The sequence below is a fragment of the Leptotrichia sp. OH3620_COT-345 genome (assembly GCF_003932895.1).
Lineage (GTDB): Bacteria > Fusobacteriota > Fusobacteriia > Fusobacteriales > Leptotrichiaceae > Pseudoleptotrichia.
Genome location: NZ_RQYW01000012.1, coordinates 39,497 through 60,595, shown reverse-complemented (window position 1 = coordinate 60,595; position 21,099 = coordinate 39,497). Strand labels below are relative to the sequence as shown.

Here is a 21,099-nt window from a genome sequence, read left to right as displayed (position 1 = left end):
GAAAACGATGAGTATTAAAAATATAATATTTGATTTAGGGAATGTTCTTATAAGTTTTAACCCTAAAGATTATACGGATAATGAAAAATTTTTAAAGGAGGTATTTGGAAGTCCTGAATGGTTAATGCTTGACAGAGGGACACTTTCTTATGGAGAAGCAAAAGAAATATTCAAGAAGAGAGTACCTGAAGTAGCAGAGCAGATTGATTCAATGTTTGACAGTAATTTTGCCGGTTTATTGCAACCGATAAAAGAAAATGTTTCTTTGCTGCCTTTATTGAAAGAAAATTATAATTTATATATTTTATCGAATTTTCATAAAGACTCTTTTGAAGAAGTGTACAATAATTATGAATTTTTTAAAAATTTCAAAGGAAAAGTGGTTTCCTGTTACTGTCATTTATTAAAACCTGAAAAAGAAATATATGAGGAAATTTTAAATAAATTTTCTTTAAATCCTGAAGAAACGTTATTTATAGATGATATGGAAGTAAATATAGAAGCTGCGGAAAAGTTAGGAATAAAAGGAATTCATCTACCCGATCATACAAAATTAAAAGAAAAACTGGAAGGATTTTTAAAATGATTAAAATAAAAAACATATTCTTAATATTTCTTTTTACAATGACTGTAATATTGACAGGAGCTGAAAAGCAGCAGATAATAATACCTGAAAAATTGAAAGAGGGAGATACTATAGGACTTATAGCTCCTGCAAACTATAAAGGCACTTCAGCTGATGATGAAGTAGAGTATCTTATAAACAGAGGATTTAAAGTAGTGTATGGAAAATCTTTTGATTCCATGTGGTATGGTTTTGGAGGAATAGACGAAATGAGAGCCGAAGACATAAATGATATGTTTGCAAATAAAGAAATAAAAGCTATTTTTGCCATAAGAGGAGGTTATGGAAGTATAAGGATAGTGGATAAACTTGATTATGAAGTAATAAAGAAAAATCCGAAAATATTTTCAGGATATAGTGATATCACTACTCTTTTAATTGCAATTAATGAAAAAACGGGACTTGTAACGTATCATGGACCTATGAGCTCCAATTTTAGAGATATTCCTGAAGTTACAGAAACCTCTTTTAATAAGACATTTATAGAAGTTTCTGAATTTAATCTTGCAGAACTTGACAATGAATATTTTGTAATAAGAAATGGAAAAGGTGAAGGGAAAATTACCGGAGGAAATTTATCTCTTATTGTAGCTTCACTCGGAACGGAATATGAAATTAATACTGACGGGAAAATATTGTTCATTGAAGAAGTAAATGAGCCGACATATAGAATCGACAGAATGCTGAAACAATTGAAATTAGCAGGAAAACTGAAAAATTTAAAAGGGGTAATCCTTGGAGATTTTAAAAATCCGAGAAAAGCCGAACCTAATGATATGAACTTAAACGATGTATTTGAAGATAATTTCGGAAAGATGAATATTCCTGTAATAAGTGGATTGGATTCGGGGCATGTAAGACCGTTTATTACTGTTCCTATAGGAGCAAAAGCAAAAATAGATACTTATAAAGGAGAAATAATAATAGAAAAATCTGTAAAATAATGGGAAATAAGATATTTAGAGAGTGATATATCTTAGAAAGACCGTGAAATTTTTCAATTTCTTTTTTCTGATAATAAAAAAGGACTATTTTATAAATTTAATATATAGTCCTTTTTTCAGTAATAACAAAATCAACTTTTATATCATGGTTCTCAAATGGAATTTCATCTAATAGCTGAAAATCATAGCAAATACCGATATTTAAAGTTTTATTTGGATTTCCTCCTATTTTATGCAGAAATCTGTCATAGTAACCTTTTCCGAAGCCGATTCTATTTTTTGATTTATCAAAAGCCACAGCAGGAACAATAACAAGCTCTAAAATATTTTCGTTATAAAAAACAGGAGAGTTGGATTCATAATAACCGAATTTATGTAAAACCAGATCTTTTTCATTGTACATATTTATTTTCATATCTCCGTCGGGAAAAATTTTAGGTATGTAAAAATTTTTATGAAGATATAGATTAATTAATTTTGTAATTTTCACTTCGTTTTTCATATCCATAAAAATCATAATATTTTGAGCTTTTTCAATATAAGTTTTAAGATTTCCTATTATTATATTGCTATTTTTTTCAATAAATTCTTCTGTAAGAAGATTTCTTTTCTGAATAATATCACTTCGTATTTTATCTTTTGACATGAAAAACTCCTTTATCCGTAATTTAATAATAAAATGATAACATAAAAATATTATTTTATCTATAAAAACTAAAGGAAAACTTATAATGAAACAGATTTAACATAGAATTTCAGAAATACTGACTTTAAAAATGTAACTTTTTGTAATGTGAAAGAGACAAAAGGTGTATCTTTTCAATTTTTTAAAATGAGGTATCATTTAATAAGACAGTGGAGGTAAAAATGATAATTAATATAAGAACTGTGGAAATTTATAATTATATTTTGAAAAATCCCGGAAAAACCCTAAAGGAAGTAGCACGTTATATGAATATCAATAACAGGAAAATAAGATATGAAATAGAAAACTTAAATTTTTTATTATCTATGAATAAAATTAATTGTAAAATATTAAATTCAGCAGGAAAAATATCAATAGAAAAAAATTCGGAAACGTTAAAATTCGGTAAAATACTGTCTTTACTGGAAAGACCGTCTCAGGAGCAGAGAAGAGATTTAATAATTTTCAAATATTTACTTGATGAAAAAACTAATATAAAAAAATTGTCGGATGAATTTAAAGTCAGTCGGACAACAATAAAAAAAGATTTGAAATATATAGAAGAAAAACTTCGGAGGACTTTTTCAGAAATTAATGATGAAGTGGAAATACGGAAAATTCTTGTAGAGATCTCTCTAAAATATATAGGAAATATGATGCTGAAAATAAATAACAATATTGTGACGGAATTTATGGGGAAAAATATTTTTTCCGGAAATAAAAAATATGTAAAAATTTTTTTAGAAAAAATCTCAGAAGGGAAACTGCCTAAAAGTGAATTTTACAGTTTTTTCTATTCGTACATACTTATAAGTATTTTTAGAATAATTTCCGGAAAAAGTATTAATATGAAAATGTTAAATAGAGATTTTATAAAGTCTACTAAAGAATATGAAATTATACTTAAAAATATAAGTTTAATAGAAAATAGCAGTAAAATAGTATTTAATGAAAATGAAAAACTACAACTTGCAGATTATCTGACGGGATTTTTTTCTTATTCATATAATACTGAAATGTTTGAAAAATGGATAGAAATAAATTTGATAATAAAAAGTATGATTTGTAAACTGGAAAAAGAAATAAAAGTAAAATTTTCAGAAGATGAAATATTATTGGAAAGTCTTTTAAATCATATAAAGCCCGCTATATACAGAGCTAAAAATAAAATATATCTCGAAGAATCCGAAATATATTTTAATGAATCTGAGCATCTGGACAAAAATTTATTGAAAGTAGTAGAGGAAGAAGTGAAGAAAATAGAAAAATTATTGGACATCAAATTTAAAATGGAGGAAATAATCTTATTTGCCGTTCATTTTCAAGCATCTCTAGAGCGGATCTCCGAAAAGCACTATAGGGGGAACAGAAAAGTTTTGTTAATGTGTACAGGAGGATATGGAACAACAACGATTTTAATGTATAAACTTAAAGAAAAATATGATTTGAAAGAACTGAAGCTTATTTCATACTTAGGTCTTTCGGAAATAAATCTGAAAGAATATGATGCGATGATAACGACTATAAATTTGAAAAAAAGTATACAGGAAAAGCTGAAGATAGAAATTATAAAAGTTTCTCCATTTTTGATTGAAGAAGATATAAAAAAACTTGACAGTTACTTTAATAAAAAAAAGATAAAGGAAATAGGAGTGTCTGAAATATTAAAAAGTATTAGAGGATTTGTAGAAATAAAAAATGAAAAAGCTTTGACAGAATCTCTTGAAAATTTGTTATTTGATAAAAACCAACTTGTAAAAACGGATAACAGTAAAAATGATAATGAAGGAAAAAGAAAAGAAAGTCTGTATGATTATCTGAATTTGCACAATATAAGATATATAGAAAATAAAATTGAAAGTTGGGAAGAAATAATAGACAAGGGAGTTGAAATTTTAAAAAATAACGGAAAAGTTAGTATGAATTATTCGGAAGATATAAAATCATTAATAAAGAATTTCGGTTCTTATATGGTTGTTACTGAAAATGTTGCAATACCTCATGCAGAAATAAATAAAAACGTGTATTGCAAGGGAACGGCACTTATAGTATTGAAATATCCGATAATTTTTCCTGAAAATAAAAAAGTTAAAATTTTGTTTTTTCTTTCATCACTGGAAAAGAAAGATAATATAAAAATAATAGAAGATATAATAAATTTGATAGATAAATATGATTTCAGGCAGAAAACGGAAAAAATAAGGGATGAAAAATCATTAATCAGATTAATAGACAATATAAGAAATGAGGTGAAAAAAGATAATGGAAGAAATAAATAAAAAATTGATAAATCTTGATTTGGAGGCTGAAAATTGGGAGGAGGCAATTGAAAAAGGAGGTGAAATATTAATAAAAGAAGGCTATATAGATAAAAAATATATAGAGAGTCTCTTGAAAATATCCAAAAGAGAGGGTCCGTATTATATTATTACAAAGGGAATAGCTCTTCCACATGTGCGTCCTGATGAAGGAGTTAGAAAAAATGGATTCAGTTTTGTAAGATTGAGGAAACCTTTAAATTTCGGTAATAAAGAAAATGATCCTGTAAAATATATGATATTTTTAATGGCATTAGACTCTGAAAAACACATTAGCCTTATAAGATTTATTACAAAAGTAGTGGAAGACGGTAAAATTTTTGAACTGGCTGAAAAGTGTAAAGGTAACACCGGAAAAAATATAAATATTATACACAGATATTTAATTAATTTTGAAAATATAGGAGATGATTCTGATGAAAAGAGGACTGGTTGTTTGTAGGACAGGAATGGGAAGCAGCATGATGCTTAGGATAAAACTCGAGCAGGTTATAGGGGAAAATAATTTTCCATTGGAGTTGGAACACGATGTGCTAAGTGCAGTGAGTAATTATAATGTGGACTGTATTATAACAATGGCGGACTTAGTGAAACAGTTGGAAGATGAAGGGAAATATGTAATAGGAATAAATGATCTTATGAATAAAAATGAGATGAAAGAAAAAATAGAAAAATTTTTTAATGAAAATGATAATTTGTAAAAAATATAAAATAAGGAGTGGATATTATGGAACTAATGAAAATCATAGTATTTGACTTGTTAGGATCGGCACCTATATTAGTGGGACTAATGGCACTGTTAGGATTGACTTTACAGAAAAAATCTCCTGAAAAGATTATAACGGGAACATTAAAAGCGATAGTAGGATTTCTAATATTTGCAGGAGGAGCAGGAATTGCAGTGACGGCACTGGATAATTTTCAGAAGCTGTTCAGTAAGGGTTTCGGGTTGAAAGGGGTTCTGCCTTTGGCTGAAGCTGTAACGGCACTGGCACAGACAAAATTTGCAACAGTCGTTTCTTTAATAATGGTTTTAGGATTTTTATGTAATCTATTAGTAGCCAGATTTACAAAATTCAAGTATATTTTTCTTACAGGGCAGCATAACTTATATCTGGCAGCGCTGCTGACGGTTGTGTTGAAAGCATTGAATCTGAATGATACTGTTACTGTTATATTGGGGGGAGTTATACTCGGTATAGCTGCAGCATTATATCCTGCACTGGCACAGCCTTATATGCGTAAAGTGACGGGAAATGACGATATAGCAATGGGACATTATGTAACTATTGCTTATGCATTGTCAGGATGGTTAGGTGAAAAAGTCGGAAATGCTGAAGAAAGCACTGAAAAACTGAAATTACCGGGCTGGCTTTCCATATTTAAAGATTATATCGTTTCAGTCAGCATTTCAATAATTGTATTTTTCTATATAGCTTCATTTGCAGCAGGAAAGGAAGCTGTTGAATCATTGTCAGGAGGAGTAAGTTGGTTTGTTTATCCTCTGTTCCAATCCTTAACTTTTACCGCTTCTCTTTACATTATTATTACAGGAGTAAGAATGCTTTTAGGGGAAATAGTTCCGGCATTTGTAGGAATTTCAGAAAAACTTATACCTAATGCTAAGCCTGCATTGGATTGTCCTGTAGTTTTCCCTTATGCACCGACTGCGACAGTAGTAGGATTTCTTTCAGCTTATGTAGGCGGACTGTTATGTATGGTTTTATTGGCAATGGCAGGAATGACGGTAATTATTCCTGTGGCAATTCCATATTTTTTTATAGGAGCCACAGCGGGAGTATTTGGAAATGCTACCGGCGGTTGGAAAGGTGCAGTTGCAGGAGGATTTGTAACAGGGATTTTAATAGCTGTCGGACCTGCAATGTTGTATCCTATTATGGAAATTATAGGACTGAAAGGAACGACTTTTCCTGAAACGGATTTTGTAGTATTAGGGCTCGTAATTTATTATTTAGGAAAAATGTTGGGAAGATAATAAAGGAGATGAAAAAGAATTATGAAATATGATTTGGAATTTTTAAAAAAGAAATCCGAAAAGTATAGAAAAATCATAATAGAAATGGTTTACAAAGCTAAAGCGGGACATCCGGGAGGTTCTTTATCCTGTATAGATATATTGAATTATTTATATAATTATAAAATAGATTTCAACAAGGAAAACAGGAGTAGACTGATTTTATCCAAAGGTCACGTAACACCTGCATTATATGCGGTTTTTCTTGATTTGGGATTTATATTTCAGGAAGAAACAGGTACTTTCAGAACTTTAAATTCGAGACTTCAGGGACATCCCGATAGAAATAAGATTCCTGAAATTGATGCCAATACAGGTCTTTTAGGTCAGGGATTATCAATAGGAGTGGGCATGGCTTTGGGAAAAAAATTGAAGAAAGATGACAGTAGAGTTTATGTTGTCATAGGGGATGGAGAAATGCAGGAGGGACAAATTTGGGAGGCTCTAATGAGCGGTTCGCATTATAAATTGGATAATCTGACTGTTTTTCTGGATTATAATAAACTATCTTCAAAAAGCAATGTGAATGAAATAATGAATTTGGAGCCTGTAAAATCAAAAGTTGAAGCTTTCGGATGGGAAGTTCTTGAAATAGATGGGCATAATTTTGAAGAAATAGGAAAGGCATTGGAATATTCTGAAAAATCAAAGAAAACTCCTGTTTTTATTATTGCCCATACTGTAAAAGGAAAAGGTGTCAGCTTTATGGAAAATAATCCGAAATGGCATAGCAGTGCTATATCCGATGAAGAATACAGTATTGCGATACAGGATATTGAAAGGGGGATATAAATAATGAAAAAGTATGAATATATTTCACCGAGAGATTATATAGGAGACATACTCATAAAAGAGGCTGAAAAAAATAATAAAATAGTTGTAATAGACAGTGATTTGGCTTCATCGGTAACTACACACAAATTTCAGAAAAAATTTCCGGAAAGATTCTTCGAAATGGGTATAGCGGAACAGAATTCATTGGGAGTAACTGCCGGACTTGCGACAGAAGGTTTTGTACCTTTTTATGTAAATTTCGCAATTTTCGGAACAGGAACTGTATGGACACAGTTACGTCAGTCCTGTTATGCAAATCTGAATATAAAAATAATAGGAACACATTCGGGAATGGATAACGGATCTGACGGAGCTTCTCATCACGCTCTTGAAGATATTGCATTGACAAGGGTTTTGCCTAATCTGAAAGTATTTAATCCTCTTGATTTGGAAGATTTAAAAGGTGCAATAAAAAGGGCTGTGGAAATAAAAGGACCTATATATATAAGAGTAGCCAGAGATGTTGTTCCTGTAATACACGAAAAGGAAATAGACTTTAACGAGGGAAATTCAGAAATGTTATTTAATGAAGGAAATGATTATTTACTTATTTTTGAAGGAACTGCGGCAAAACAGGCAATAGAAGGATTTGAACTTTTAAAAGAAAAAGGGTATAAAAATAAACTTTTAAATATAAGGAGTATAAAACCGGTGGATAAGAAAGTGGTACTGAAGGAAGCGGAAGGAATGAAAGGTATTTTAACAATTGAAAATCATACGATTAATGGAGGATTAGGGGGATTGATTTCGGAAATAGTCGGAGAAAGTGTAGTGAGGATTCCATTAAGAAGAATAGGGGTACAGGATAAATTTACCGAGTCGGGAAAGACGGAAGTCGTAAAAGAAAAGTATGGTTTATCAGGAAAAAGTATAGTTGAAATAATAGAGACATTTTAAAGGAAAGAATTGTTTTAAAGAAAAAAGATGTTTTAAAAGATAGAAAAAATTCAAAATACGAACTCTATACATTTTTATTTTGTGTACTGCATATATTATAATTTCTCTATAAAAAATTTTAGGAAAAATGTGATGTGTTTTCTAAAAATTATAGAAAGAAAAAAGAGATAAAAAAGAATGAAAAAGAATGAAAAATAGCAAAATTATTTTGAAATGGAAGTTTTTCTATTATAATAAAATTATGAGGGTTTATTACTGCCTTCATAATTTTATTGTTTTATATTAGGAATTTTTCATAAAATATAGAAATATATCAAATTATGGAATTTAGTAAAGATAATAATAAAAATACACTGCTTACAATTGGAGAATTAATTTTGGTTTATAAGATTACTTTAACAGAAAAGTTAATTTTACTGCTTATAAAATAGATGAAATTTAAAAGTGAGCTTATTTTAAAAGACAGTCTTTCCCAAATTTTTATATGTTCTTCTAAGACTTATTTCAAAGAATTTAGGTTTTTCACTATCATTATATTTAGCAAAAACGGTAGAGTTTGTATTTTTAAACTTTATATCTGTCTTAACTTTGGAAAAATAGTCATTAAATAACTGTCTGTTTTTATATTTAGTATATAATAAAGGGAGTGTAATGTTCTGACATAATGTCATCATCCGGGACTCCTTTTATAATTTCAAATTTATCATAAGTAAAAATATTATTTTGAAAATAAGGCTTTATATTGCTTAAGTACTTTCTTTCCTTGTTATTTTTAAAATTATAGTATTTTCCATTTTTAGCTTTTTTTCTAATCCTATTTTTATAGCTTGTTCATAAGGATTTCCCAAACATTTTTTTCTATCCTGTATGGTTATAAAGAGGTGGTTTAAGAGCGAATTTTTATCAGTTTTTCTTTTTAAGATATATGGTGGAATAAAATATTTAAAGCGGATTTTTATAAGTTAAAGTATCTAAAATAATGAAAAGTTTTTAAATTTATTTTGAATAATATTTTTATAAATATATTATATCAAAAAATCAAATAATTTTTAAAAAATGAGATTTCAAATGTATAGAATATATTTTATAAAGATTTTATTCTATAAAATCAGAGTAATTTTATATTATAAATAATGCAATTTAAAAATTCAAAATATAAGAAATAAGGAAAAAAGATTGAAATTTTATTTTTATATGTTGTATAATAATACGTAAACGATTTCTTAATTGAAAAAATAATGAAAGGAAATAAAAATATGAGAATAGCCATTGGAAGTGATCATGTGGGCTTGGAACTGAAGCTTACCATAATTGATTATTTAAAAGAGTTAGGATATGACGTACAAGATTTTGGAGCCTATTCAAGCGAAAGGACGGATTATCCTGTTTATGGAGTAAAAGTTGCAGAAGAAGTTGTAAAGGGGAATTTTGACTGCGGAATAATTATGTGTGGAACGGGTGTCGGAATTTCAATAGCGGCAAATAAGGTGAAAGGAATAAGGGCAGTTGTATGTAGCGAGCCTTATTCGGCAAAACTGTCAAAAGAGCATAATGATACTAATATATTAGCTTTTGGTTCAAGAGTAGTGGGGTCGGAACTGGCAAAAATGATTGTCAGAGAATGGTTGTCAGTAGAATTTGAAGGGGGACGACATCAGAAAAGAGTGGATATGTTAGATAATATATAATTGCAATTAAAGAAAAATAAATGTAAAGAAAAACTGTCTTATAAGTTGAAAATAATATTTAAGTGTATATAGACATATATTTTCTGAAATTATAAAATTTTGTTTTATTAATTTTAAAGAAAACGATAAAGTATGTAAATGAATATTTTTTCAAACTTATACTACAGTTTTTTATTTTATTTGTATTATTAAATAAATTTATTTTTAATTATTTTTTTGTATTGACAAGTTGAAAAGATGAGGTATAATTTATAAAAGAATAACGTAAACGTTTACTAAAAAATAGGGGATAGTATGAAAAAAGAAAAAAAAATATCTATTAAAGAACTTGCAAAATTATCAGGAGTATCGATAGCGACAATTTCCAGAGTAATAAACAAAAAAGGAGGATACTCTGAAGAGACCGAAAAGAGAATTTTAAAGCTGATAGAAAGTAATTCTTATAAGCAGAATGTAAATGCAAGAAGTCTGAGAACGAAAAAATCTCAGACAATAGGAGTTATTGTACCGGACATAAGTAATGAGTTTTTTGCAAAAATTATACAAGCAGTGGAAAAACAGGCAATAAAATACGATTATTCAGTTTTTGTATGTAATACGGACGAAAATCTTGAAACGGAAAAAAGACAGTTGAACAATCTCATAGGACAGTTTGTAGACGGGATAATATACATCGGAGGAGGAGTACAACTTATAAGTGGAATCCGTTCGCTAAAAATTCCTGTAGTTTATATAGACAGATATATTGATAATAAAGAAATGTATGTCGAATCTGATAATTTCCATGGAGGATATCTGGCAGCACAGGAACTGATACAGGCAGGTTGTAGGAAAATAGCTATAATGAAGGATATAAGAAAAATATCTTCAGCTCATAGAAGGTATTTAGGATTTCTAAAAGCATTAAAAGATTACGGAATAGAGTTTGATGAGCAGCTGCTTTGTGACATGACTGTGATAAGCTACAAAGAAGCTAAGGAAAAAACTCTGGAACTTCTTGATTCAGGAGAAATTTTTGACGGAATTTTTGCAACAAATGATACTATGGCATTAGGAGCAATGATGGCATTGAATGAAAGAAGAATAAAAATACCTAGTGAAGTGAAATTAGTCGGTTTTGACAACATATCAGCATGTGAAATATCAGGAATACCTCTTACAACTATAAATCAGAATAAATGGAAAATGGGAGAACTGGCAGTAGAACTTCTTATGGATAAAATACTGTTAAGAAAAAGTAATGTAAAAAATATAAAAATACCTGTTAATCTTATTAGACGAAAAAGTACGGAAATTTAAAAAGGAGGGATGGTATGAAGGGAAGTCCGTTAGTGGAAATGAAAAATATTACGAAGAAATTCGGGATAGTAACGGCTTTAGATGAAATTTCTTTTAAAATAAATAGAGGAGAAGTTCATATACTATTAGGAGAAAACGGGGCGGGGAAATCAACTCTTATGAAGATTTTAAGCGGAGTTTATCAGCCGACTTCGGGAAAAATAGTTATAAATGGAAAAGATTATGAATTTCTTACTCCGAAACTTTCTTTTGAAAACAAAATCAGTATAATTTATCAAGAATTAAGTGTAATAAATGAATTATCCATTCAGGAGAATTTATTTGTAGGAAAATTACCGGTAAAAAAAGTACTCAGAATAGAAACGGTTGATTATAAATATATGGAAAATGTGACGAAAAAAATTCTGGCAAAAATAGGGTTGGATAAAAATCCCTATACTCTTGTAGAAGAACTGACAATAAGTGAAAAACAGCAAGTGGAAATAGCCAAAGCCCTTGCTTCCGATGCAGATATAATAATAATGGACGAACCTACCACATCTTTGACTGAAACTGAAACAAATCATCTTTTTAAAATTATAAGACAATTAAAACTGGAGGGAAAAGGAATTGTATACATTTCCCATAAACTTAAAGAATTGAAAGAAATAGGAGATACGGTTACTGTCTTAAAAGACGGTAAAGATGTAGGAAACAGAGATGTAAAAAATGTAGATATAAACGACCTTGTAACAATGATGGTAGGAAGGGAAATAAAATCAAGATATGATTCAAACAACACGGAACAGGATAAAAAAGAAGTAATTTTTGAAGTAAATGATCTGACCCGTGTTGATGGAAAAGTAAAAGACGTTTCATTTAAAATTCATAAAGGAGAGATTTTAGGATTTGCAGGTCTCGTAGGTTCGGGAAGAAGTGAATTAATGGAAGCGATTTTTGGAGTAAAACCGATAAAAAAAGGAAGTATAACTATGTTCGGAGAAAATTCGGTACCTAAAAATGAATATGATTCAATAAAAAAAGGAATGGGATTTGTTACTGAAAATCGTAGGGAAATGGGGTTTTTCCATAATTTTGATATTAAACAGAACATATCGATACTTCCTTTTATAAAAAAATCACGATTAAAGGGGATTTGGGGACTTATTGATAATGAAAAAGAAAAAAAATATGCTCTGAAAGGTAAAAATCAGATGAATATAAAATGTACCTCAATAAATCAAAATATAACGGAGTTGTCAGGGGGAAATCAACAGAAAGTTATTTTAAGTAAATGGATAATGGCAGATTCATCTTTAATGATATTCGACGAACCTACTAAAGGCATAGATATAGGAAGTAAAAGTGAAATTTACACTATTATAAGGAAGTTATCAGATGAAGGAAAAATCGTAATGATGATCTCGTCTGAAATGCCTGAATTATTTGCTGTTTGCGATAAAATAGCAGTTTTTAGGGAAGGAAGAATAGTAGAAATTTTACCTATAGAAAAAGCTTCAGAAGAAGCTATAATGCAAATATTAACAAGTGAAGGAGTGAAATAATGAAATCGGGCTTTAATATATTATGGCAAAAATATGGAACTTTCGGAATTTTAATTATAGTAATGGTTGTATTTGGAATAGGCCAGCCTGCACTGTTTTTCTCTTTTGACAATATAACTCAAATTATATTACAGAGTTCGGTAAATATTCTAATTGCATGTGGAGAATTTTTTGCTATATTAATAGCAGGGATAGATTTGTCCGTAGGTTCGGTAATTGCCCTTACAGGAATGTTGACAGGAAAGTTTCTTATAGCAGGTATGAATCCTGTTTTTGCAATACTTATAGGGGGAGTTCTGGCAGGAGCATTAATAGGGATGTTAAATGGATTTCTTGTAAATGTGACTGAACTTCATCCTTTTATAATTACTTTGGGAACTCAGGCGATTTTAAAGGGAATAACGCTGATAATATCCAATGCAAATTCTATATTCGGATTTCCTCCTGTATTCACAAAAATGGTAGCAGGAAGAATAATAGGAATACCTATACCTGCAATTATAGCAGTAACAGTGGCATTTATTCTCGGTTTTATAACTTCAAAAACCAAACTGGGACGTAATATATATGCCCTCGGAGGAAATAAACAGGCTGCATGGTATTCAGGAATAGATGTAAAATTGCATACTCTTATTGTTTTTATTATTTCAGGGGCATGTGCAGGAATTGCCGGAGTAGTTTCAACTGCAAGAGTAGGAGCAGCAGAACCGGGAGCAGGAGCAGGTTTTGAAACATTTGCAATAGCTGCCGCTATTATTGGAGGAACGAGCTTTTTCGGAGGAAAGGGTAAAATATTCGGTGTAGTAATGGGAGGACTTATTATCGGAGTTATAAGTAACGGTCTTAATCTGCTTACTGTACCTACTTATTATCAGCAGATTGTAATGGGAGGACTTATTATCCTTGCAGTTACAATAGATAAAATATTCGGAGGGAAAAAGAAAGGAGAGTAATATGGAAAAAGTAAGATTTTCACCATCACTTATGTGTATGGATTTGACAAGATTTAAAGAGCAGGTTGATATATTAAATGAAAGAGCAGATTTTTATCATGTAGATATAATGGATGGTCATTTTGTAAAAAATATAACATTGTCACCTTTTTTTGTGGAACAGTTGAATAAAATATCAAAGTTACCTATTGATGTTCATTTAATGACGGAATTTCCCGGAGATTATATAGATGTGCTTGGAAAAGTAGGAGCGGCATATATATCTCCCCATGCGGAAACTATCAATAAAGATGCATTCAGAATTATAAATAAAATAAAAAATGTCGGTTGTAAGGTAGGAGTAGTCCTAAATCCTGCCACTCCCGTGGAATGGATAAAATATTACATACATTTAGTAGACAAAATAACAGTTATGACAGTAGATCCTGGATTTGCCGGCCAGCCATTTATACCTGAAATGCTGGAAAAAATTAAGGAATTGAAAACTTTGAAAGAGGAAAACGGTTATTCATATATAATTGAAATTGACGGTTCATGTAATGAAAAGACATTCAGAAAACTGGTCAAAGCAGGAGGAGAAGTTTTCATAGTAGGAAGTTCCGGATTATTTAATCTGGATAACAGTCTTACAGATGCATGGGATAAAATGATTGAAATATTTAACAGAGAAACTTCTGAATAGACAAAGGAGCTTACAATGAGAGAACATAAAGAGTATATTTTGGGAATAGATATAGGAGGAACAAATTTCAGAATAGGACTTGTTTCTCGAAATCGTGAAATCAGAGACTTTCAAATAAAATCAATTACCGAGTTGCAAAAAGGTGATTTTATAACTAATCTACTTGAGAATATAAAATATTATACAGATGTTTATAAAAATGAAATAGAAGGTATAGGAATAGGCTTTCCGTCAATTGTCAGTAAAGATAAGAAATATGTATATTCTACGCCGAATATAAAAAATCTTGATAATATTAATATAACGGATACTCTTGAAAAAAAACTGGATATTCCCGTGTATATAAATAAAGATGTAAATTTTCTCATATTAAAAGACATAAAAGAAAATAATATAGGAAAAGATAAAATAGCAATTGGTCTTTATATAGGTACAGGATTTGGAAATGCCATTTATATAAACGGTCAGATTATTGAAGGGAAACATGGCGTTGCAGGAGAACTCGGGCATATTCCTGTCCTGAATTCAAAGAAAGAATGTGCTTGCGGGAATATCGGATGTATTGAAGCACATGCTTCAGGAAAAGTTTTAAAAAAAATTGTAGAAGAAAATTTTTCGGGTTTAAATATAGATAATATTTTTACAAATTATGGAAATACTGAAATTATAAAAAATTTTATTGACTCTTTGGCAGTACCGATTGCTACGGAAATTAATATTCTTGATCCTGATTATATTATTATTGCAGGGGGAGTTCCTATTATGAAAGATTTTCCCATTGAAGAATTAAAAAAGGCAATTTATAGAAAAGTGAGAAAGCCCTATCCGGCAGAAGATATGAATATAATTATATCAAAACATGATCAGAAAAGCGGTATTTTAGGCGCTGCATACTACATAAGGAATTATGTGGAACAAAATTTATGAATAATACATGAAAATTAAAAATATAATTTTATAGGAGGAATTAGTATGAGTAAATTTTTTAAAAGTATTTTAGTGCTTCTAGGAGTGCTTTTGTTAGCGTCATGCGGTGGAGGAGAAAAAGAAGCTAAAGAGTCTGAAAGCGGAAAGTCTAATACAGGAACAGGAAAAGCTGAAGTTGCAATTATTCTGAAAACTTTATCCAATCCTTTCTGGGTAAGCATGAAAGAAGGAATTGAAAAAGAAGCTGCGGTTCAAGGAGTAAAGGTTGATATTTTTGCTGTGAACTCTGAAGAGGATGTACAGGAGCAATTGAAACTTCTGGAAAATTTAATGAGAAAAGGATATAAAGCAATAGGAGTGGCACCGTTATCGCCCGTAAATTTAATACAGGGAATTGTCGAGGCAAATAAAAAAGGTATTTATGTAGTAAATATCGATGAAAAAATAGATATGAACCAATTAAAAGCATCAGGAGGAAGTGTACTGGCATTTGTTACAACAGATAATGTGAAAGTGGGAGCAAAAGGAGCTGAATATATTGTAAGTAAATTGCCTGAAGGAGGAGAAGTGGCAATTATTGAAGGGAAAGCGGGAAATGCTTCAGGAGAATATAGAAAACAGGGAGCTACTGAAATATTTAAAGCTGATTCAAAAATAAAACTTGTCGCAAGTCAGCCGGCAGACTGGGACAGATCGAAAGCTCTTGATCTTGCTGCAAATCTGATCCAGAAATATCCTAATCTGAAAGCAATATATGCAGCAAATGATACAATGGCACTTGGTGCTTTACAGGCTGTCATAAATGCGAATAAACAAAATCAGATAATAGTAGTAGGAACTGACGGTGCACCTGAAGCATTGGAATCAATAAAGCAAAAAGGGTTAAGTGCAACAGTTGCACAGGATTCTTCAAGTATTGGAGCGGAAAGTTTCAAGATTTTGTTAGAAGCTATAAAAAATAAACCCGAAATATCTCCAGATACAGTTCCGAAAGAAGTTCCGGTAGAATCAAAGCTTGTTACAGAATAATTATATTAATGAAGAGGACATAATTAACAGAAATTTTCTGTAAAAGAGTCCTCTATTTTTATATAAGATTATTTCGTACTTAAAAAAACTCCATTTATTAAAAATAATAAATTTATTTTGCTCAAATAGTTATTTTTCTGGATGCTCATTCATGTTTTTTTATTGAAATAATTTAAATGTTGGCTTTTAGTTTAATATTTCAAATATTCTTCGACATTAATGTTTTGAAGTGATAGGTAGCAGGAGTGGAAGATGCGACAGATATTCATGGAAAGAAAGTCGACTGTTTTTATAAAAAACTCTACAGTTTTGAGGGGAAACTTTTTGTAAAATAACGGTAAAAAAACTTTATCTTGAAAATAGTATGAAAAGGGGTATAAATGTAATGGGAGGTAAAAATGCTGAACAATAGGGAAATCAAAATTTTGGAAGAATTAATAAAAAATGGAAATATATGTGAAAATGATATTCTTGAAAAAAATAAAATAAATAAAAGAGTTTTTTCATACAACTTACAGAATATAAATGTTTTTCTTCAAAATATGAAATTAAAAAAAGTAAAAAAGGAAGGAAAAACAATATGTTTTGATAATAACCAGAACTTTGAAAATGTACATTCCGTAATTAAAAGTATGAGAAAATTTGACAGAGAGGAAAGAATAGGAATTTTAGAATTTATATTGTTTTTTAAAGAAAATATAAATTTAAAAAAAATATCTCAGGAATTGGAAGTTTCTAAAACTACGTTGAAAAAAGATTTTAGAATTTTGAAAAATATTTTAAATAGAAAAAAAATAAAAATTCTTTATAAAAATAATTTTGGATATTATCTTGAATATAAGGATCACGAAAACATGGAATGGATGAAAATAAAAAAACTTGAAAAAATTCTATTCCAATACGAAGAAGAAAAAAAGATGTATTCGGAATTTATAAAGAAAATGTATATTTTTAATAATGAAAAAGCAGAAGAAAAAAAAATATCAGATTTTCTGTATGATATAAATGAAAAATTGAAATTAAATATCGGAGATGAAGCTTATAAAATTTTGTACTCATATCTGCTTGTAATAAAAGATGAAAAAATAGAAAAAGAAAAACAGTCCCTTCTGTTTATTGAAAAAACAGAAGAATTTAAAATAATAGAAAATAGTTTAATAAAAAATGGAATTGCAGTTTTATATAAAAATTCAATAATAAAATTTGTTGATTTTTTAATGGGAGTTACAATTAGTAGTCTTAATCTTGAAAATTGGTTGAATCAAGAAATTTTAATAAGAAAAATTATGAAAAAATTTTTCCAATATGCAAATTTGTCCGTAAACGAAGACGAAGTTTTATATGAATGTTTGATTTATCATTTAAAGCCGACAATATACAGGATAAAAAGAGGAATACACATATCCAATCCCGTATTCAGAGAATTAATTGAAAATGGAGATCCTATTTTGAAAATTAGTGAAAAAGTAATGAAAGTTATAGAAAAAGAAATCGGAATTTCTTTTCCTGAAGATGAAATAGCATTGCTTGGTTATCATTTTAAAGCATCTGTTGAAAGAAATAGTGAAAATGCAAAGAAAAAAATAATATTAGTCTGCGGTCTGGGAGAAGGAACTTCAAGGTTATTGGAGCAGAAATTAAAAAAAGATTTTAATGTGGAGATTTCAGCTGTAATTCCTTATTATAAATTGGAAGAAACTTTAAATTCGGATATTAAAGCAGATTTAATTTTAACAACTCCGAAATTGAAAAATATTTATAAAATCCCGATTTTAAAGATAAATCCTCTGTTAGAAGAAAAGGATATCAATAAAATGATGAAATATGGTATTTCCAAAAGAAAAAATAAGATTTTGATGTCGGAATTGCTGAAAATTATAGAGGAAAATAATAATAATAATAAAGAAAATCTGCGGATAATACTGAACAGGAGATTTAGAGAAAGTATATTTGATGATATAGATCCTTTAAGTAACAAAATCAGTCACTTTATAAATTATTCGGACATAATAATTTCAGATAGGAAAATGAATTGGAGAGAAGGGATAGAAGCTGTAGGAAAATATATGTGTATGCAAGGATATGTAACAAAAGAATATATTTGTGAAATGCTCGATATTGTAGAAAAATTTGGTTCATATATTGTGGTTGAAGAGGGTATTGCGATTCCTCATGGAAACATTTCAAAAAATGTGTTAAAAAACGGAATTTTGCTACTTATATGTAAACAGCCGGTTTTTCTTCCTAATGAAAAAAAAGTAAACATATTTATAGGTTTTGCTATAAAAGAAAAAGAAAATCGACAGGAAATAATAAAGTTTTTATTTGATTTGATAACACGGAAAAACTTAATGAAAAACTTAATGAAATGTAAAAATACAAAGGAAGTATATCGATATTTGGAGGAAATATGATGTTAGACAGGGTTTTAAAGGATAATATAACTATAATGGAAAAAATAGAAACATGGGAAGAAAGTATAAAAATAGCTGCTTTTCCATTATTGAAAAAAAATAAAATAAGAGAAAGCTATATAAGAGCAATGATAAACGATATAAAAAAAATGGGATTTTATATTGTGATAACAGATAAAATTGCTATGCCTCATTCAAGACCTGAAAATGGAGTAGAAGAAACTTCAATGTCACTGCTGAAGTTGGATAATCCTGTTAAATATGGAGAACAGGAGATATATCTTATTTTCATTCTTGCTGCACGGGATAAAGAAGAACATATTGGAATATTGAAAGACTTATCGCTATTTCTTGACAGAGATGACAAAATAGAAAAAATTTTAAATGCAGGAACAACTACTGAAATAGAAGAAATCATAAAAAATGGGAGGTAATAATATGTTGAGAATTTTAACTGTTTGTGGAAACGGTATAGGGAGCAGTCTGATGCTTGCAATGAAAATAGAAGAATTGTGCAGGGAGGAGGGAATAAATAATGTCTCAGTCGAATCATCAGACCTTAACGGAGCATTGTCTAAGGAAGCAGATGTAATAATTACGGTAAAGGAAATAGCGGAACAATTTCCTAAAAATAAGAAAATAATTGTCACAAGAAGTTATACTAATAAAAAGAAAATAAAAGAAGATATATTAGAAAGTATGAAAAAATATTATAAAGGATAAAGGAGAAAAATATGAAAGAGATATTAATATTTTTGAGAGATATTTTAAGTCAGCCTGCTATATTACTCGGGATAGTTTCTTTTGTCGGATTAACTGCTCTCCGAAAACCGAGACATAAAATTTTGATTGGAACTTTAGGACCTATATTGGGATATATAATGTTAGGGGTAGGAGCTGAATTTATAGTGATGAATTTAGAGCCTTTAGGAAAAATGATTGAAAAAGGTTTTAATATTAAGGGGGTTGTTCCGAATAATGAAGCTGTAGTAGCTGCAGCTCAAAATTTGCTTGGAAAGGAAACAATGCTTATCCTTGTTGTAGGATTGTTTATAAATTTAATGGTAGCCAAATTTACAAAATATAAATATATATTTTTAACAGGGCATCATAGTTTCTATATGGCATGTCTGTTATCAGCAGTATTAGGTGCCATGGGATTTTCAAATATTCTTTTAATATTTATTGGAGGGTTCTTCTTGGGAACATGGAGTGCCATATCTCCTGCAATAGGACAGAAATATACATTAAAAGTCACTGATGGTGAAGAAATTGCTATGGGACATTTTGGAAGTTTAGGCTATTATATTTCCGCATGGATAGGAAAAAAAGTAGGTGATGTTGAAAATACTACTGAAAATATGAAAATTCCTGAAAAATGGGGATTTTTGAGAAATACAACTATAGCCACAGCTATTACAATGACAATGTTTTATTTGATAGCAGGAATAGTCGCAGGGAATACATATGTTGAAACTTTGTCAAATGGAATTTCACCGTATTTGTACTTGATAATGTTGGGATTAAAATTTTCAGTGGGAGTAGCTATTGTATACAATGGAGTTAGAATGATACTGGCTGATCTTATACCTGCATTTCAAGGAATTGCCACAAAAATAATTCCTGACAGTATTCCGGCAGTTGACTGTGCAGTATTTTTCACATTTGCACAGACAGCTGTAATAATAGGTTTTATTTTCAGTTTTATAGGAGGAATAGTAGGAATGCTAATACTTGGAATTTCAGGAGGAATCTTAATTATTCCGGGATTGGTTCCACATTTTTTCTGTGGTGCTACAGCAGGTATTTATGGGAATTCCACAGGAGGTAAAAGAGGAGCTGTAATAGGTTCATTTGTAAACGGACTTCTGCTTTCATTTTTACCTGCGGCATTGTTGCCTGTACTTGGTAAACTTGGCTTTGTAAATACTACATTTGGAGATGTGGATTTTACTCTTATAGGAATTTTACTTGGAATGGTGAATAGTTTTTCTGGTCATTCGGGAATATATTTAATTATGATTATAATTACTATAGTTCTTATTATCCCGAACTTTTTAAAGATAAAATCCAAAGTGATAAATAATAGTTGATTTGAATATTTTTCATTTTAGGAAAAAATTAAATACGAAATTTATTTAATTAATTGATCTGAAATTTAAAAAAATTTCTTATTAATTTTACATTTTTTATTTTGTTCTGAAATAATCAAAGTTTTGGAAATT

At 29.6% G+C, this 21,099-nt stretch carries 21 protein-coding genes; 19 read left to right on the top strand and 2 right to left on the bottom strand.

Annotation, left to right across the window (positions count from 1 at the left end):
- Positions 1-7 precede the first annotated feature (7 nt).
- Both EII29_RS08210 and EII29_RS08205 read left to right on the top strand, forming a co-directional pair.
- Positions 8-586 (top strand): HAD family phosphatase, encoded by a 579-nt coding sequence (locus EII29_RS08210; protein WP_125237047.1) that lies wholly within the window; start codon positions 8-10, stop codon positions 584-586.
- The gene (locus EII29_RS08205; RefSeq protein ID WP_125237046.1) at positions 583-1,569 is read left to right on the top strand and encodes an LD-carboxypeptidase; all 987 of its coding nucleotides are present in this window, start codon (positions 583-585) and stop codon (positions 1,567-1,569) included. The genes EII29_RS08210 and EII29_RS08205 overlap by 4 nt, the downstream gene beginning before the upstream one ends.
- Before the next feature lie 97 nt (positions 1,570-1,666).
- On the opposite strand, the gene EII29_RS08200 is transcribed toward EII29_RS08205, so the two are convergent.
- Positions 1,667-2,215, bottom strand: coding sequence for a 5-formyltetrahydrofolate cyclo-ligase (locus tag EII29_RS08200; protein ID WP_125237045.1), 549 nt, complete (start codon positions 2,213-2,215; stop codon positions 1,667-1,669).
- Between the two features lie 221 nt (positions 2,216-2,436).
- On the opposite strand from EII29_RS08200, the gene EII29_RS08195 reads away from it, so the two are divergent.
- Genes EII29_RS08195 through EII29_RS08170 form a run of 6 tightly spaced genes read left to right on the top strand, consistent with a single transcriptional unit; the run spans position 2,437 to position 8,338 of the window.
- Positions 2,437-4,533 (top strand): BglG family transcription antiterminator, encoded by a 2,097-nt coding sequence (locus EII29_RS08195; RefSeq protein ID WP_125237044.1) that lies wholly within the window; start codon positions 2,437-2,439, stop codon positions 4,531-4,533.
- Positions 4,517-5,014: a PTS sugar transporter subunit IIA gene (locus EII29_RS08190; protein WP_233573293.1), complete on the top strand. Its 498-nt coding sequence runs from the start codon at positions 4,517-4,519 to the stop codon at positions 5,012-5,014. The genes EII29_RS08195 and EII29_RS08190 overlap by 17 nt, the downstream gene beginning before the upstream one ends.
- Positions 4,989-5,273, top strand: a complete 285-nt coding sequence (locus EII29_RS08185; protein ID WP_125237042.1) for a PTS sugar transporter subunit IIB — start codon at positions 4,989-4,991, stop codon at positions 5,271-5,273. The genes EII29_RS08190 and EII29_RS08185 overlap by 26 nt, the downstream gene beginning before the upstream one ends.
- A gap of 26 nt (positions 5,274-5,299) precedes the next feature.
- Positions 5,300-6,568: a PTS ascorbate transporter subunit IIC gene (locus tag EII29_RS08180; protein ID WP_125237041.1), complete on the top strand. Its 1,269-nt coding sequence runs from the start codon at positions 5,300-5,302 to the stop codon at positions 6,566-6,568.
- 21 nt (positions 6,569-6,589) lie between these two features.
- Positions 6,590-7,399 (top strand): transketolase, encoded by an 810-nt coding sequence (locus EII29_RS08175; RefSeq protein WP_125237040.1) that lies wholly within the window; start codon positions 6,590-6,592, stop codon positions 7,397-7,399.
- A gap of 3 nt (positions 7,400-7,402) precedes the next feature.
- Positions 7,403-8,338, top strand: coding sequence for a transketolase family protein (locus EII29_RS08170; protein WP_125237039.1), 936 nt, complete (start codon positions 7,403-7,405; stop codon positions 8,336-8,338).
- Positions 8,339-8,793: 455 nt separating this feature from the next.
- On the opposite strand, the gene EII29_RS08165 is transcribed toward EII29_RS08170, so the two are convergent.
- Positions 8,794-9,012, bottom strand: a complete 219-nt coding sequence (locus tag EII29_RS08165; RefSeq protein WP_125237038.1) for a hypothetical protein — start codon at positions 9,010-9,012, stop codon at positions 8,794-8,796.
- A gap of 582 nt (positions 9,013-9,594) precedes the next feature.
- Between EII29_RS08165 and rpiB the strand changes: the two genes are divergently transcribed.
- The 11 genes from rpiB to EII29_RS08110 all read left to right on the top strand — a co-directional run bounded on the left by rpiB (position 9,595) and on the right by EII29_RS08110 (position 20,967).
- Positions 9,595-10,026, top strand: coding sequence for a ribose 5-phosphate isomerase B (rpiB, locus tag EII29_RS08160; RefSeq protein ID WP_125237037.1), 432 nt, complete (start codon positions 9,595-9,597; stop codon positions 10,024-10,026).
- Positions 10,027-10,320: 294 nt separating this feature from the next.
- Positions 10,321-11,325, top strand: coding sequence for a LacI family DNA-binding transcriptional regulator (locus EII29_RS08155; RefSeq protein WP_125237036.1), 1,005 nt, complete (start codon positions 10,321-10,323; stop codon positions 11,323-11,325).
- Between the two features lie 14 nt (positions 11,326-11,339).
- Entirely contained in the window at positions 11,340-12,869 is a 1,530-nt protein-coding gene (locus tag EII29_RS08150) for an ATP-binding cassette domain-containing protein (protein WP_125237035.1), read from the top strand.
- Positions 12,869-13,822 (top strand): D-allose ABC transporter permease, encoded by a 954-nt coding sequence (gene alsC / locus EII29_RS08145; RefSeq protein WP_125237034.1) that lies wholly within the window; start codon positions 12,869-12,871, stop codon positions 13,820-13,822. Before EII29_RS08150 ends, alsC begins: the two co-directional genes overlap by 1 nt.
- A 1-nt stretch (position 13,823) precedes the next feature.
- Complete coding sequence (gene alsE, locus EII29_RS08140) at positions 13,824-14,504, top strand: D-allulose 6-phosphate 3-epimerase (protein ID WP_125237033.1); 681 nt, start codon at positions 13,824-13,826, stop codon at positions 14,502-14,504.
- A gap of 15 nt (positions 14,505-14,519) precedes the next feature.
- Positions 14,520-15,431, top strand: coding sequence for an allose kinase (alsK, locus tag EII29_RS08135; protein WP_125237032.1), 912 nt, complete (start codon positions 14,520-14,522; stop codon positions 15,429-15,431).
- 45 nt (positions 15,432-15,476) lie between these two features.
- Positions 15,477-16,460, top strand: a complete 984-nt coding sequence (alsB, locus tag EII29_RS08130; protein ID WP_125237031.1) for a D-allose transporter substrate-binding protein — start codon at positions 15,477-15,479, stop codon at positions 16,458-16,460.
- Positions 16,461-16,858: 398 nt separating this feature from the next.
- A complete protein-coding gene (locus tag EII29_RS08125) occupies positions 16,859-18,874 on the top strand; it encodes a BglG family transcription antiterminator (protein ID WP_125237030.1) in 2,016 nt (671 codons plus the stop codon).
- On the top strand, positions 18,871-19,308 hold the full coding sequence (locus tag EII29_RS08120; protein ID WP_233573292.1) for a PTS sugar transporter subunit IIA: 438 nt from the start codon (positions 18,871-18,873) through the stop codon (positions 19,306-19,308). Before EII29_RS08125 ends, EII29_RS08120 begins: the two co-directional genes overlap by 4 nt.
- Positions 19,309-19,312: 4 nt before the next feature.
- Complete coding sequence (locus EII29_RS08115) at positions 19,313-19,597, top strand: PTS sugar transporter subunit IIB (protein ID WP_125237029.1); 285 nt, start codon at positions 19,313-19,315, stop codon at positions 19,595-19,597.
- An 11-nt stretch (positions 19,598-19,608) separates the two neighbouring features.
- Entirely contained in the window at positions 19,609-20,967 is a 1,359-nt protein-coding gene (locus EII29_RS08110; RefSeq protein WP_125237028.1) for a PTS ascorbate transporter subunit IIC, read from the top strand.
- Positions 20,968-21,099: the final 132 nt, after the last annotated feature.